Annotated in this window: 14 protein-coding genes; 9 read left to right on the forward strand and 5 right to left on the reverse strand. The window is 41.3% G+C overall.

The window, feature by feature from the left end; genetic code table 11:
• Positions 1–128 precede the first annotated feature (128 nt).
• From dksA to J8Z24_RS14125, 9 genes are all read left to right on the forward strand, one after another.
• The gene (gene dksA / locus J8Z24_RS14085; RefSeq protein WP_017216564.1) at positions 129–572 is read left to right on the forward strand and encodes an RNA polymerase-binding protein DksA; all 444 of its coding nucleotides are present in this window, start codon (positions 129–131) and stop codon (positions 570–572) included.
• 10 nt (positions 573–582) lie between these two features.
• Positions 583–1,530, forward strand: coding sequence for a tRNA glutamyl-Q(34) synthetase GluQRS (gene gluQRS / locus J8Z24_RS14090; protein ID WP_252094875.1), 948 nt, complete (start codon positions 583–585; stop codon positions 1,528–1,530).
• Between the two features lie 167 nt (positions 1,531–1,697).
• The gene (gene pcnB / locus J8Z24_RS14095; protein WP_176033803.1) at positions 1,698–3,017 is read left to right on the forward strand and encodes a polynucleotide adenylyltransferase PcnB; all 1,320 of its coding nucleotides are present in this window, start codon (positions 1,698–1,700) and stop codon (positions 3,015–3,017) included.
• Complete coding sequence (gene folK / locus J8Z24_RS14100) at positions 3,018–3,500, forward strand: 2-amino-4-hydroxy-6-hydroxymethyldihydropteridine diphosphokinase (protein WP_128730534.1); 483 nt, start codon at positions 3,018–3,020, stop codon at positions 3,498–3,500.
• 20 nt (positions 3,501–3,520) lie between these two features.
• Positions 3,521–4,315 carry a 3-methyl-2-oxobutanoate hydroxymethyltransferase gene (panB, locus tag J8Z24_RS14105; RefSeq protein ID WP_176033804.1) on the forward strand — a complete coding sequence of 265 codons (795 nt, stop codon included), beginning with the start codon at positions 3,521–3,523 and terminating at the stop codon, positions 4,313–4,315.
• 293 nt (positions 4,316–4,608) lie between these two features.
• Positions 4,609–5,457, forward strand: a complete 849-nt coding sequence (panC, locus tag J8Z24_RS14110; RefSeq protein WP_176033805.1) for a pantoate--beta-alanine ligase — start codon at positions 4,609–4,611, stop codon at positions 5,455–5,457.
• A 9-nt stretch (positions 5,458–5,466) separates the two neighbouring features.
• A complete protein-coding gene (locus J8Z24_RS14115) occupies positions 5,467–5,697 on the forward strand; it encodes a hypothetical protein (protein ID WP_128730531.1) in 231 nt (76 codons plus the stop codon).
• 462 nt (positions 5,698–6,159) lie between these two features.
• Complete coding sequence (locus tag J8Z24_RS14120; protein ID WP_125253327.1) at positions 6,160–7,353, forward strand: porin; 1,194 nt, start codon at positions 6,160–6,162, stop codon at positions 7,351–7,353.
• A gap of 12 nt (positions 7,354–7,365) precedes the next feature.
• Positions 7,366–7,773 (forward strand): type 2 periplasmic-binding domain-containing protein, encoded by a 408-nt coding sequence (locus J8Z24_RS14125; protein WP_128730529.1) that lies wholly within the window; start codon positions 7,366–7,368, stop codon positions 7,771–7,773.
• Between the two features lie 357 nt (positions 7,774–8,130).
• Here the strand turns inward: J8Z24_RS14125 and J8Z24_RS14130 are convergent, their stop codons facing one another.
• The 5 genes from J8Z24_RS14130 to J8Z24_RS14150 all read right to left on the reverse strand — a co-directional run bounded on the left by J8Z24_RS14130 (position 8,131) and on the right by J8Z24_RS14150 (position 14,338).
• On the reverse strand, positions 8,131–9,753 hold the full coding sequence (locus tag J8Z24_RS14130) for a methyl-accepting chemotaxis protein (RefSeq protein ID WP_128729649.1): 1,623 nt from the start codon (positions 9,751–9,753) through the stop codon (positions 8,131–8,133).
• A 207-nt stretch (positions 9,754–9,960) separates the two neighbouring features.
• A complete protein-coding gene (locus tag J8Z24_RS14135) occupies positions 9,961–10,929 on the reverse strand; it encodes a PstS family phosphate ABC transporter substrate-binding protein (RefSeq protein WP_125253330.1) in 969 nt (322 codons plus the stop codon).
• Positions 10,930–11,006: 77 nt separating this feature from the next.
• A complete protein-coding gene (gene phoR / locus J8Z24_RS14140) occupies positions 11,007–12,335 on the reverse strand; it encodes a phosphate regulon sensor histidine kinase PhoR (protein ID WP_125253331.1) in 1,329 nt (442 codons plus the stop codon).
• 50 nt (positions 12,336–12,385) lie between these two features.
• On the reverse strand, positions 12,386–13,075 hold the full coding sequence (gene phoB, locus J8Z24_RS14145) for a phosphate regulon transcriptional regulator PhoB (RefSeq protein WP_010378755.1): 690 nt from the start codon (positions 13,073–13,075) through the stop codon (positions 12,386–12,388).
• A 309-nt stretch (positions 13,076–13,384) separates the two neighbouring features.
• Positions 13,385–14,338, reverse strand: coding sequence for a porin (locus J8Z24_RS14150; protein ID WP_128729650.1), 954 nt, complete (start codon positions 14,336–14,338; stop codon positions 13,385–13,387).
• Positions 14,339–14,538: the final 200 nt, after the last annotated feature.

The following is a 14,538-nucleotide window of genomic DNA, read 5'->3' on the forward strand; positions in this document are numbered from 1 at the left end:
AAAGGCTAAACTTTGGAAAAAGAGGCTGACATTCGCACTAAAAAAGTGTTTGCTAAGGGGTAAAGATTTTGCTATTTATACCCGCCGGCGAAAGCTGGGGTTATGTATTAAGGATTTAGGAGAATGGTATGCCAGACCAGAAAAAACTAGGGTTATTGGCTCAAGCCGGTGTAGAACCTTATCAAGAAAAGCCAGGCGAAGAATACATGAATGAAGCACAACGTGCTCATTTCAAAGCAATATTAGAAGCATGGCGTGCCGATCTACGTAACGAAGTAGATCGTACTAAAACACACATGCAAGATGAAGCGGCAAACTTTCCTGATCCTGTGGACCGTGCAGCGCAAGAAGAGGAGTTTTCTCTTGAACTGCGTACTCGCGACCGCGAGCGTAAGCTAATCAAGAAAATTGAGAAAACACTTCAGCTAATTGAAGATGACGACTTTGGTTTTTGCGAATCATGCGGTATTGAAATTGGTATTCGTCGCCTTGAAGCGCGACCAACTGCCGATTTATGCGTAGATTGTAAATCTCTCGCAGAAATTAAAGAAAAACAACAAGGCAGAGGATAACCTCAGCTCTGTGTCCCCAAGCTTAAAGCAATCTGGGAGCTATCGCGGTCGATTTGCTCCCTCGCCTTCTGGGCCGCTTCATTTCGGATCTTTAGTCGCAGCGTTAGGCAGTTACTTAGATGCAAAAGCCAATCGTGGTCAGTGGCTCGTTCGTATTGAAGATATAGACACGCCAAGAGTGGTATCCGGTGCTACCGAAAATATATTGGCAACTCTTGAAGCATACGGCCTTTATTGGGATGAAGAGGTTGTCTATCAATCTCAGCGCCACACTTTATATCAGTCTTACCTTGATGAATTAACATCCAACGAGCTTGTTTATGCGTGCCAATGCACCAGAAAACAGATTAAAGCCATGGGTGGATTTTATAATAATCATTGCCGTGATCTGAACTTAAGTCTGCAAGGTAATGCACTGCGCTTACAGCAGCGCTCTCCTGTTACCGAGTTTAATGACAAGATACAAGGTGCTGTCGTTATTCCCAATGCGATTGCCCATGAAGATTATATTACTAAACGTCGAGATGGTTTATTTGCTTATCAGCTAGTGGTTGTTGTGGACGATATTGAACAGCAGATCAGTCATGTCGTACGAGGAGCCGACCTTTTAGCACCTACCGCTAGACAAATTAGTTTGTTCCAACAGCTAAACCAGTCTGTACCTGAGTATGCACATCTTCCACTTGCTGTAGCAGCTCCAGGCTTCAAATTATCAAAACAAAATCATGCACCTGCAATTGATACTCATCACCCACTCCCGACACTCCATGCCGCGCTACGGTATTTGAATGTACCTGTAGGCTCAATGGCTGACTATCAAAATATCGACGCGTTGCTAGAACATGCTGTCGATGTTTTTAACCTTAATTCCATCCCTAAAGTACAAGAAATTCAACTAAACTCATTAGAAAATGGTGAATTTGCTTTTCGCCCGCTGTTTTCAAGTACTTCAATTTAGTCTCATTTGAGTATATGATAGCGAGCCTTAAATGTGACCTGTTTTAACACCAAAGCAGGGCTTTATAACCACTAAAATCGAAAACTTGATTGCTCAGGAGACGAGTTATTATTTCCAAGCTTGTAAACTTTTGCCGCCAGTTCGTAACTGGAAAAGGCGATGAGACGGTGAAAAAGACCAGCCCGACACCTGTGATTATTCCTCGCAGCGAGCATGGTATATCTCGTAAACAATTTAGCCCTAATGCTATCAAGGTACTGTACCGATTAAAAGATGGTGGTTACGACGCCTATTTGGTTGGTGGCTGTATCCGAGACATTATGCTCGGAATAGAGCCTAAAGACTTTGATGTAGTAACGAACGCGACACCGGAGCAAATTAAAAAATTATTTCGTAACTGTCGCTTAATTGGCCGCCGCTTCCGCCTTGCACATATTGTGTTTGGCCGTGAAATTATCGAAGTGGCAACGATGCGTGGTCACCACCAAAGCGACGATTCTTGTGCAACTACCAGCCAAGCAAGCGAACATGGACAGCTCTTACGTGACAATGTTTACGGCAGCATAGAAGAAGATGCAGAGCGTCGCGACTTCACCATTAACGCGCTTTATTATTCTATTAATGATTTTACATTAAGAGACTTTGCCGGTGGTGTTAGCGACATTAAGGCACGCAAAATTGAGCTAATTGGCGATCCTGAAACGCGCTACCGTGAAGATCCCGTACGTATGCTCCGAGCTATTCGATTTGCTACAAAGCTAGGAATGGAAATAGCAACACCAACGCGCACACCGATCAAAGACTTGGCACCATTGCTGGGTCATATTCCCGCGGCACGATTATTTGAAGAAACACTCAAGCTATTTCTCAATGGCAAGGCAGAAGAGAACTTTCTGCAAATGCGTGAATACGGCTTATTTTCTCAGTTGTTTCCTGCACTCGACAAAATTTTAGCAAGACCTGAAAGTGAATTTGAACGTCGCTTTATTCAACAAATGTTTGCCAATACGGACAGCCGTATTAACGCCAATAAAAAAGTGACCCCTGCTTTTATTTATGCAGCACTTTTATGGTTTCCAATTTTAGAGAAAAGCCATGCTTTAGCCGCAGATGGAATGAATGAATACGACGCGTTTATGCAAGCTATCAATCACATACTTGCTGATAACGCAAAGCATGTTGCGGTTCCCAAGCGATTTACTTTGGGTGCTCGCGACATTTGGCATATTCAGCAACGCTTGGATAAACGTGCGGGTCAACGTGCCTATCGCTTAAGTTTACAGCCTAGATTCAAGGCCGCTTATGACTTCTTGTTACTGCGTGTAGAAAGTGGCGAACAAGATCAATCTGACCTTGCAACATGGTGGACTGAATATCTTAAAAGCGATGTCAATGGCCAAAAAGAGATGGTGCGCAATTTAGGTAGTCAGAACAAACCAAAACGTCGCCCACGACGAAAACCAAAAAGAAAACCAAAAGAAGATTAAATGAATACTGCGTACATTGGATTGGGCGCAAACCTATCCGAACCGATGACACAACTACAGCGAGCGCTAACTGTGCTCGCCTCTCACCCTGCTTTATCTGTTATTCATCACTCTAGTTTATATGGCTCCAAGCCTATGGGGCCTCAAGATCAGCCTGACTATGTTAATGCAGTAGCTAAGTTGGAAACATCTTTAGCTGCCGAAGCATTATTAGATGTTCTGCAACAGATAGAACTTGAACACGGAAGAGTACGAAAGTCAGAACGCTGGGGACCACGCACTCTTGATTTGGACATTCTGCTTTTCAATGAGGAAATCATTGCGAGTGAGAGGCTGGTTGTGCCACATTATGGCCTAACGAAGCGAGAGTTCGTCGTTTATCCATTATTAGAAATTGCGCCAACACTCAAACTACCTGATGGTACTACCCTTGAGTCTTTGGCAGAACAGTTACCACTTAACGGACTAACCATCCTTAATTAATTCAACCCAAGGGGTTCAATATGGCAAAAATTTCTGTATCAACACTTGCCAAAATGAAGCGTGAAGGAACAAAAATAACAGCCCTCACTGCATATGATGCAAGTTTTGCAAAGCTATTTCACGACAACGGTGTCGATGTCATCTTAGTGGGTGATTCTTTAGGTATGGTTTTACAAGGCGGTGAAGATACACTAGCTGTAACCACTGAAGACATCGCCTACCACACCCGCTGTGTAAGAGCTGGGAGTAAAGCGCTATTTGTGATAGCTGATATGCCTTTTATGAGCTATTCAGATCCACAGTCCACTTGTGAAAATGCAGCGAAGTTAATGCGTGCAGGTGCAAATATGGTCAAGCTTGAGGGTGGAGAGTGGCTATATGAAAGTATTGAAAAGCTCACACAGCAAGGTATTCCTGTATGTGGTCATTTAGGCCTAACCCCTCAGTCTGTTCATGTTTTTGGTGGTTTCAAAATCCAAGGCCGTGAAGCAGAACAAGCACAAAAGATGGTTGATGATGCAAAAGCACTAGAACGTGCAGGCGCTCAAATGATCGTGATTGAATGTGTACCTTCAGCACTAGCAAAGCGTATCACTGATGCAGTCTCGATCCCGGTCATCGGTATTGGTGCAGGAAAAGAAACTGATGGTCAAATCCTAGTGATGCATGACTTGGTTGGTATTTCTGCTGGGTATATTCCTAAGTTTTCAAAAAACTTTCTACTAGAGACAGGTAACATGCCAGATGCCGTAAAGAAGTTTTGTGCCGATGTACAATCGGGTGAATTTCCGGCAGCTGAGCATGAGTTTAATTAATATCAACCAGCTTAATTAAACGATCTATTTTGAGGCGAGGAAATCTTGTCGATAACATGGCTAGCGCGCCTACTATCGCCAGGGTTCCTATATATATACATGCAGGCAAAAATTTTGCTACTTAATTGTTCTAAATAAAAAACTGTTAATGTAGTAGGTACCTAATTTTTTTCCTCAAACTGAGCGGATATTAAGATAAAATGATATAACTTGCGGTGTGCACTACTCACCGCTCACCCCCAATTCCAGCCCAATATTGAATTGGTACATTTATTTTTAAGTTAGAGTACAACATGCAATCAGTTACTGAGATAAAGTCTCTTCGAAGCCAAGTTAAAGCGTGGCGCCAACAAGGGTTAAGTATCGCTTTCGTACCTACAATGGGTAACCTTCATCGAGGTCACTTCTCTTTGGTAGAAAAAGCAAAAACACTCGCAGATAAAGTTGTCGTTAGCATCTTTGTTAATCCAATGCAATTTGGTGCGAATGAAGATCTTGATAGCTACCCTCGTACGTTAGAACAAGATAAACAGGGACTTGCAGAACTAGAAACCGATATTTTGTTTACCCCAAGCGTTGATACTATTTATCCCAGCGGACTGGAAGCACAAAGCTTTGTTGACGTCCCCGGTGTGTCTGAAGGTCATTGCGGTGGTGCGCGCCCAGGCCATTTTCGTGGCGTTGCGACAGTTGTCACTAAGCTATTTAATTTAGTCCAGCCAGATTTCGCCTGTTTTGGTGAGAAAGACTTTCAGCAATTACAAGTCATCAAAACAATGGTCAAAGATCTCTCTATTCCAGTTGAAGTCATCGGAGTGCCAACTCAAAGAGAGGTATCAGGACTTGCTATGAGCTCAAGGAATGGCTATCTCTCTGAGTCAGAAAAAGAAACGGCAAAAGTACTTTTTCAAGCACTGAAAAAGGCAGCTTCAGCACTAGAGCAAGGCGAAAAAGACTTTGATCTGATCATAAAAAATGCCACAGATATGCTACATAATGAAGGCTTAAAGTTGGACTATTTCAACATTTGTCAAAAAGATACCCTAAGACCTGCTACACTCGAAGATGATAGGCTGGTAATTCTTGCCGCTGCATTTCTTGGGAAAGTCAGGTTGATTGACAATATACAAGTTTCCCTTTAAGGATTTATGATGAAAACTGTGTTCATATTATTAGTATTAGCAACCACAATGCTTGGTTGTACGAGTACACTCTCACCTGAATTAAACCAATGTGCTCAACAGCACTATCAATGTGAACGCAGCTGTGAAATGCAAAATACACCAGAAACAATGTCATTACAGTTGTGTACAGATAAGTGCATTGAGCAGCATAATGCCTGTAAAATACAAGCCGAAAAAATCACAAAGAGCAAGCGCTAGCATACTCTTTGTGCTTCCTAGTTATCATTTCCCCAGCTTTATCATCATTTCTGCTATTTTTTATTCGTAACCTTGGAATAATTTACGATACAATTTGAGTGGTCAGATGAGGTGAGTGTGTCTTATACCGATTATCTTAATTAAGTGGTCTATTTTGAGGCCAGAAAATCTTGTCGATAACCAGGCAAAAATTTTGCTATTTAGTTGTTCTAAATAAGAAATTTTTAACGCTGTTAGCGCCAGATTTACTCCTTCAAATTGAGCAAGTATTAAGTCAAATTGGTATTACCCTAGTAATTGAAATTATGCGCTTGATTATCGCAGTTATGTATTGTTAGTAACTTGTTATTTCAAGTTTTTACACTAACCTCTAAGACAAAGTAATGTGAACTAAATCGGCGAATCACCCTTTATAGGTACACATTCTTAATATGACTCTTTGCAAAGAAAATGGGAATCAATATGAAAAAATCAGCAATTGCTTTAGCGATAGCACTAGGCACAATAAGTTTCAATAGCGCTGCTGAAATCAGAATTAATGGTTTTGCCTCTATAATTGGCGGCCAAACGCTGGATAGTGATGATACACTTTTTGGTTACGATAACGATTTTGATATGGAAAATCGTAGCTTATTTGCATTACAGCTAGCGGCTGATTTGCAAGATAACCTTAGTGCTACGGCACAAATCGTCGGCCGAGGAGCAAATGATTTTGATGCAGAGTTCGAATGGGCATATTTAACCTATACTATTTCGGATTCCGCACAGATCAGCGCTGGTAAAATGCGAATTCCGTTTTATCGATATTCTGATTTTCTGGATGTAGGTTATGCTTACCGCTGGATAAAGCCACCTCAGTCTGTCTACAACCTCAGCTTTAGTACATATAACGGACTTAGTTACATTCACAATGCCACGTTAGGCCAGTGGGATAGCACAGTACAATTTGCATTGGGTAGCGTCGATGATGATATTATCGCAATTACTTATTCTGACGAAGCTGAGTTGAACAACACTGTAGGTGCCAACTGGACGCTTAGTCGTGATTGGTTCAGTATGCGCATGGCATATTTTGCTACAGAAGCGAGTATCAGTGCAGCAAACAGTCCAGAGCTTTCAGGGTTATTAGCGGGACTAGCGGGCTATGGTCTCACGCAGCAAGCTGAAGATTTAGCTGTCGAGAAAGACGATGCCTATTTTGCCGCATTTGGTATTTCTATTGATTACAATGATGTGTTATTTGATGCTGAATTCACACAATTCGAAGTAGACGATAGCATACTAGCAAAGCAGCAACAGTATTACGCTTCTGTCGGTTATCGAATGGATGAATGGACTGTACATTTGACTTACGAACACAACAAAGATAAGAATGCAAACGACGAGTTTAATTCTGTTCCACTTACGATCACAGCACCTAATGGTGTCACAATTCCTGTTACTACAGATCCAACTAATCCAAATGCACCTTACTTACAAACGCTTGTAAATGGCGCGCTTTCGGATGCCCGAGCTGAGTCTGAAACCTGGAGTGTTGGAGCGCGATACGACTTTCATCCATCAGCGGCATTCAAAGTTGAATTAAATCAATTTGACAACCAGCTAACGGATCAAAAAGTTGAATTGTTAAGCTTCGGTATCGATTTAGTATTCTAATAGAGGTCGCACATGATTAAGAAAATTATAACTTTAGGTCTGCTGCTGAGCAGTCAAATAGCACTTGCTGATATCGCCGTTATTGTTAATACAGCCAACAATACAAGCGTAGACGAGGCTGTGATAAAAAAGCTGTATCTTGGCAAAAGCAAGTCATTTGCTGATGGCAGCAGTGCAAACCCAGTCAATCAAGATGGCAATGCGACATTTGATGAGTTCAACGACAAAGTAATCGGTAAATCAAGTTCTCAGCTAAATGCGCATTGGTCTAAGCTCGTATTTACAGGTAAAGGGACACCACCAAAAAAACTAGCTAACGACCAAGCAATCATTGAATTTGTCTCAAAAAATGCTGATGCGATAGGCTATATTGACGCAAGCAAAGTGACGGACGCGGTCAAAGTAGTTGGGAAGTACTAATGTGGGTTAAGCGATTTAACCTGAGATTTGGATAAGACATGTTCCAACTCATTGTTGCTAAATCACAGCTTAGTTTTTTTACTTATCTAGCCAAAGAGTTTTAGGGAAACACCGCTTCCGCGTCCTGCTCTCGCTAAGGTATCTACATCCTGCAGACAAGGCAATTGGTATTACGCACCAATAGCGGGCTATTGGAAGTGAATTTAACTCAGTTAGCGCTAAAACTGGCCAGAATGATATTATGCCTATGAGCTTGGGTATTTTAGTTGATTAACTAACTTCTTACCCTGAGCTCAGGTTAAATAAAAAACAGCCACTTAAGTGGCTGTTTTTTATTTTGTGGTAGTTACATTGCCTCTATACTCTAAATTTAGAGGTTGCATCTTTTAAGTTATCCGACAACACATGCAGGTTCTCAGCAACATCCTGCACTTCATTTAGCGCTTGCATCGTGTCTTGGAAAGATTGGTGCATAGAAGTTACATTATTCACAACCATCGCAGCAACCGAAGTTTGCTCCTCTGTTGCTGCTGCAATCTGACCATTCATACTATTTATAGATAAAATTTGTTCGGCAATTTGCTCAATTGACTGTCCTGTTTGCGCAGCTGCTTCTGCATTATTAATGGCCATACTACTGGCACTTGTCATCGCCTTAACCGCTTGATTGGCAGCTTCTGTTAAGACATTGAGTAGTTCCCTGATCTCATTCGTTGACTTAGCAGTTCGAGAAGCCAGCTCTCTTACTTCGTCAGCAACAACCGCAAAGCCTCTCCCTTGCTCACCCGCTCGTGCAGCCTCAATTGCAGCATTGAGAGCAAGCAAGTTAGTCTGCTCAGCAATCGACGTAATAACATTAAGTATTTGTGTCACATTTTGAGTATCGTCAGCAAGCTTATTAATGGTTTCTGCCGCATGATTGATTTCTTCACTCAGAGCTTGAGATTCATTTACTGATACTTGTATTTGACGCTTACTCTGCTCAACTTCCTGCTCAGCAAGCTGAGCAGCATCAGATGCCTGTGATGCCGAGTTGGAGATATCACCAACACTTAAGCGCATCTCTTCCATTGATTGACGCACCACTTCAGCATCATGTGTTTGTTGGTTGGTAGCACCTTCCGCTTTTTCCATGCCTTTAACCAAGCGACTTGAGTCCTGCATTAACGGCTCAACTACATTCATCACTTCAACAACTGCCCCTTTAAGTAGGCCTACAAAATCATTAAAGTTTATTGATACTTGGCCAATCTCATCGTGAGATCGAACATTCAAAGTAGTAGATAATGACCCTTGACCTTGAGCGAGTAACTTAAGATTTTGGGCAGCATCTTTAGCTGAGTTACCTATCCCCCGCGCGATGATAACAGCGAGTAAAATCAGCACGATTAACGAGATAACAGCCACAATTAACATGATAGTTAGGGCATTTGAGGAGCGAGCTTCTGTATTTTGTAACAACTCAACAAAGCGGTCATTCGCATTTTCTTTGGCGGTCGTAAAATCTTTTACCAGTGCTTCATAAATTGCAGTTTTGTTTTTAGCGTCTTCTTGAATGCGGGTAAAATCAGCGGTTCCGTCAATCATGCCTGATGCAATTCGCTGCGCAATTTTTGCATACTGAGTAAGTTCATCTCTGTTATCTGATGGTATAAACCCACTTTGGATTTCATTTATTTTCTGCAGATTATCTTGGATTTGTTGCCGATGCTCTTTTGCTTTATCTAATAATTCAGCATCGCCAAAAGTGACCGCCTGCGTGAACAACTCATCTAAATTTTGTAATTTATTGGCATTCTCCGTTGTTAGGTTCAGGATTTTATATGTTTGCTGTTCCAGCTCATTAAGTGCCCTCTGATTAGAACTTATAGCGTTATAGTTAACAAACACGATAACCACAAAAGCGATAACCGCAACGAGCGTTATTGCATGGATCTTTTTGGTGATACTTAGATCAGCAAAAGCAGTACCTAGACTCATATATACACCTTTTGAAGTAAGACGAGTTCATTATCGACTGATTTATTATAAATTTTAACTAAATATAGAATATTTCCAGCTTTTTTGCCGCGTTAAGATGAATATTTAGACAAATTATTTAATAAGGGGACATTGAGTTGTAGCAACAAAAAAATGCCGCATGAAAGCGGCATTAATAACAACAAGTACTTGGCTATTTGGTTGGGATTATAATAGTCCTAGCTTTTTCAGCTCACGCGTAGCCATTTCACTAGACATTGGCACATAACCGTCTTTCTCTACGATTTTTTGGCCTTCTTTCGAAAGTACCATTTTTAAGAATTCGGCCTCAATCGGTGATAATTCTTTGTTTGGATGCTTGTTAACATATAGATATAAGAAACGCGACAGTGGATATTTTCCTTGAGCTACATTTTCAAGTGTAGCGTCAACATAATTCGTACCCTTTTTAGACAAAGGTACAGTACGTACACCCGAAGTTTTATAACCAATACCAGAGTAACCAATCGCGTTCACTGAAGAAGAGATAGACTGTACCACAGAAGCAGAGCCTGGTTGCTCATTTACATTATTGCGAAAATCACCCTTACATAATGCTTTTTTCTTGAAGTATCCATATGTTCCAGACACTGAGTTACGACCATATAGCTGGATGTCTTTGGCAGCCCAATCTCCAGTCAAGCCGATATCACTCCAACGATTTGCTTGCGCTTGAGCACCACACTTACGGGTTGATGAGAAAATCGAATCTACTTGCTCAATCGTTAGACCTTCGATTGGGTTATCTTTGTGTACAAATACGGCAAGTGCATCAATTGCTACACGAACTTCTGTCGGTTTATAACCATAGCGCTTTTCAAAAGCCTCAATCTCTTTTGACTTCATCTTACGACTCATTGGACCGAAGTTTGCCGTTGCTTCTGTCAATGCTGGAGGCGCAGTAGATGATCCTGCCGCTTGAATTTGGATGTTAACGTTAGGGTATATTCTTTTATACTCTTCTGCCCAAAACGTCATCATATTTGCAAGCGTATCAGAACCAACTGATGAGAAGTTTCCTGAGATACCGCTGGTTTTATTATACTCAGGTAACTTTTCATCTAATGCAGATACTTGAGTAGAAACTAATGTAGTAACGGCCACACCCATTGCGGCAACTAAGCTTTTAAATTTCATTGGGGTCACTCCAATTGTTGGTCCCAGTTATTTTACGCTGCTCATTGTGCAGCGATAAAATGACAATAAAATTACCTTTAAATTACACTTTTATGACTTTCATCATTTGTCATAAAAATGCGTTTTTGCTTTGAAAAAGAAAACCAAAATCGGGAACCTTCACCGACTTTACTCTCGATGCGAAGCGCTGAATCATGTCGAGAAAGCACATGTTTGGTAATAGCCAAACCGAGTCCTGAGCCACCAGTTTTTCTACTGCGTGCCTTATCGACACGATAAAAGCGCTCAGTGAGGCGATTGATATGTTCCGGTGCAATACCGTCACCATTGTCTATTACACAAAATGTTGGTTTTTCATCTTCAAGGTACCACCGCACATGGATCCGACCATTAGGCTTGGTATAGTGGATAGCATTAAACACTAAATTTGAGAATGCGCTACGCAATTCATCCGCCGCCCCTTTGATATCTAATGTCTGATCAATATCAAACGTTAGTGTATGTCCTTTGTCTTGGTTGAGAGACTTAGCCTCGGTGTGGATCAACTCTAACATAGCTGGAATATTGACAGCTTTATCATTATCTTGCTTCCTAGCTCCCTCGATGCGAGATAGAGAAAGTAGCTGATTGACGAGACTATCCATTCGTTTACATTGGTCTATCATGGTGCCATGAGCTTTAGCCCACATTGCTGGCGGAGGCATATTATCGCTGTCCATCATTTCTAAATAGCCAGCCATCACAGTTAAAGGCGTTCGTAGTTCATGAGAAACGTTAGCGACGAAGTCTTTGCGCATCTGCTCAAGCTGCTTTAGCCGACTCACATCCCGTGCCACCAGCATCAGCTGTTCAGCATAAGGCATAACTCGGATCTCCAATACTTGCTCATGTGCAAGTCCAGTGTCGAGCTCTAACGCTTCATCAAAACGATGCTCATTCATATACTTTACAAACTTGGGATCTCGGATAAGGTTATCTAGCCTCTGACCATGATCTGTCGGCCATTGTAATCCGAGCACTTTCAACGCGAGCTGATTACACCACACGATGCTCAAATCTTGTTGTAATACGACAACCGCATCAGGGATAGCTTCAGCGCCTTCTCGAAAGCGACGGATCAGCTCAGCTAATTCATTGCGTTTTTTACGATTTCGCTGTTGTAGCTGATATATCCCTTCAAAAACTTGCTCCCACGCTCCTTTGCCCTCAGGCGGATTGAAGCTGCGCTGGTTGATCAGCCAATCACTTAAACGATAAAGCTGCTTGTAATGCCAAACCAATAAAACGAAGGCACCAATGAAAAGAAATAGAAAAGGCGCACTGAGTAAATAACCAATAAGCGCTAAAGGTAAGAAATACAAAAACAGGCGTCTAGTTAACGCCTGCTTATCAATTACTCGATACATAAAGAAATCCATTTAGAAGCCATACAATATAGCTTCTTTTGGAGTACCAATTACAGTTTACTCGAAAAACGGTAACCTGCACCACGCACGGTTTGCACCAAACGATCATGGCCTAGAGGTGCAATCGCTTTTCGCAGCCGTCGAATATGTACATCAACAGTGCGATCTTCAACATAGACATTCGTTCCCCATACATGATCAAGCAATTGCTCTCGGCTGTAAACACGCTCGGGGTGTGTCATGAAAAAGTGTAATAATCGAAACTCTGTCGGTCCCATATCAAGCTCAGTACCAGCAGAAGTAACACGGTGGGATATCGGATCAAGGCGCAAGCCATGAACTTCTATTGCTTCTTCAAGAGAAGTGGGAGACACCCGTCGCATCACCGCTTTGATTCGAGCCATAAGCTCTTTTGGAGAGAAAGGTTTTGTCACGTAATCGTCCGCACCAACTTCCAATCCTTTCACTTTGTCTTCTTCCTCACCTCGCGCTGTAAGCATGATGATTGGGATCTGACGAGTGTATTCACTTTGCTTGAATTTTTTAGCGATTTGAATGCCACTGCCCCCAGGAAGCATCCAGTCAAGCAGTACCATATCGGGGTATGGCTCTACCATGGCAGCCACTGCTGAATCATAGTCTTCAGCTTCAATTGCTTGAAAACCATTTTGTTCTAATACAAACACCAACATCTCTCTGATCGGTGCTTCATCATCAACTACAAGTACTTTACGTGACATTCCCAATGTTCTCTCGTTACCGACGTTGTTGATGTCATTATTATGACTAACTATGACAGTTTTATGAAAGTGTAACGTGTAAACTGAAAACAAGCCAAAAAAATCTCTTTTTTCAGCGCAAAAAAGAATATTTTCAAAGTCATAAGTACATGTTATTAAATAAGATAATAAATTTATTTTTGAAGAATAATTATGTTTTTAAAATATGTACATTCATTTTGTTTTCGCTAATCATATGCCATTTAAAATAGAATAAACGTCAACCAAATACACATAAAAAGTACTGTCGATACAATATCTCGCTAAGTATTAAAAGTCATAACGTAATGTTACTGCCATTGCGTCGTGATCTTCATTATTATCAAGCGAAAACTTAGAGTACCAAAGATACATACGTGCTTGTTTACTCAAGCTTCTTTCGACTCCAAAAGACGTCGCATTTCCTGAATCCTTGAGCTTACCATTAGCACCGTCAGAGTCTTGATACTGAGCTAGTATAGTGTAAGCACTCACTTTATACGAGGCACTTATCATGTAGCTATCAACTTCATCATTACTGTCTATCGCTTCACTTTGTTGGTATATTCCCCCTACTTTAAAGCTCCCCAGTTTCCCCTGTACCGTAACACGATTTATGTCTTGTCCAGCGACCTGATTGTCATGAGCAACGGCAATATATATGCTTGTTTTCTTGAGCTTACTATCACCATAACTTGCAGCTAAAGACAGTCCATCCTCATCTTTTTGCTTGCTGTTCTCTTCAGCAATGTAACTCACAGTAAACTTCAAATGGTTTATTGCTGGTGTTGAATACTGCACGGTGTCGCCCAGTCGGTTTTCTCCAACAAAAAAAGAATTAATATCACCAGAAAAGTCATTCATTAAATCAACTTTGCCTTGGGACTTCTTCATTGCCGTGTCATCGCGGCCGATTAACAACTGGCCATATTTACCTCGGATCCCCAAATACTGAGATCTTGCCGTCAGGTTATCTCCAGACTTACCATCTTTATCTTGATCTGCGATCTCAACTTGAAATTCGTATTTATAAAAAACATCAATACCTTCGTTGATCTGTGTCGATCCTTTGAGCCCCATTCTTGAGTTATAACTTTCAATCGATGTGTCACTATCTCCATCTTTGTCAGTATTTTGTATGCCAACATGTGCTCGGCCATATACAGACACGGCGTCATTAGCATAGCCATACATACTGACGAAGCTGCCACAAAGCAAGATTGCACAGAGGTATTTCGTTTTCATAATTGATCACCTTGGGGATTAGTTGGGCGCAGTACAACAAGGTTTAGAAAGCAAGCGGCGAGAGTCAACTCATCACGTCCTGATCTCATATTTTTAAAGTTAGACTCTTTTAGCCACAGATCAAGAAAGCAAAAATGTAGGATCGTTATTTTATTAACTACTTCGAATTTTACGCTCAAGATCATTTTTTTACTAAGTGA

Source organism: Pseudoalteromonas sp. SCSIO 43201, assembly GCF_023716725.1.
Lineage (GTDB): Bacteria > Pseudomonadota > Gammaproteobacteria > Enterobacterales > Alteromonadaceae > Pseudoalteromonas > Pseudoalteromonas peptidolytica.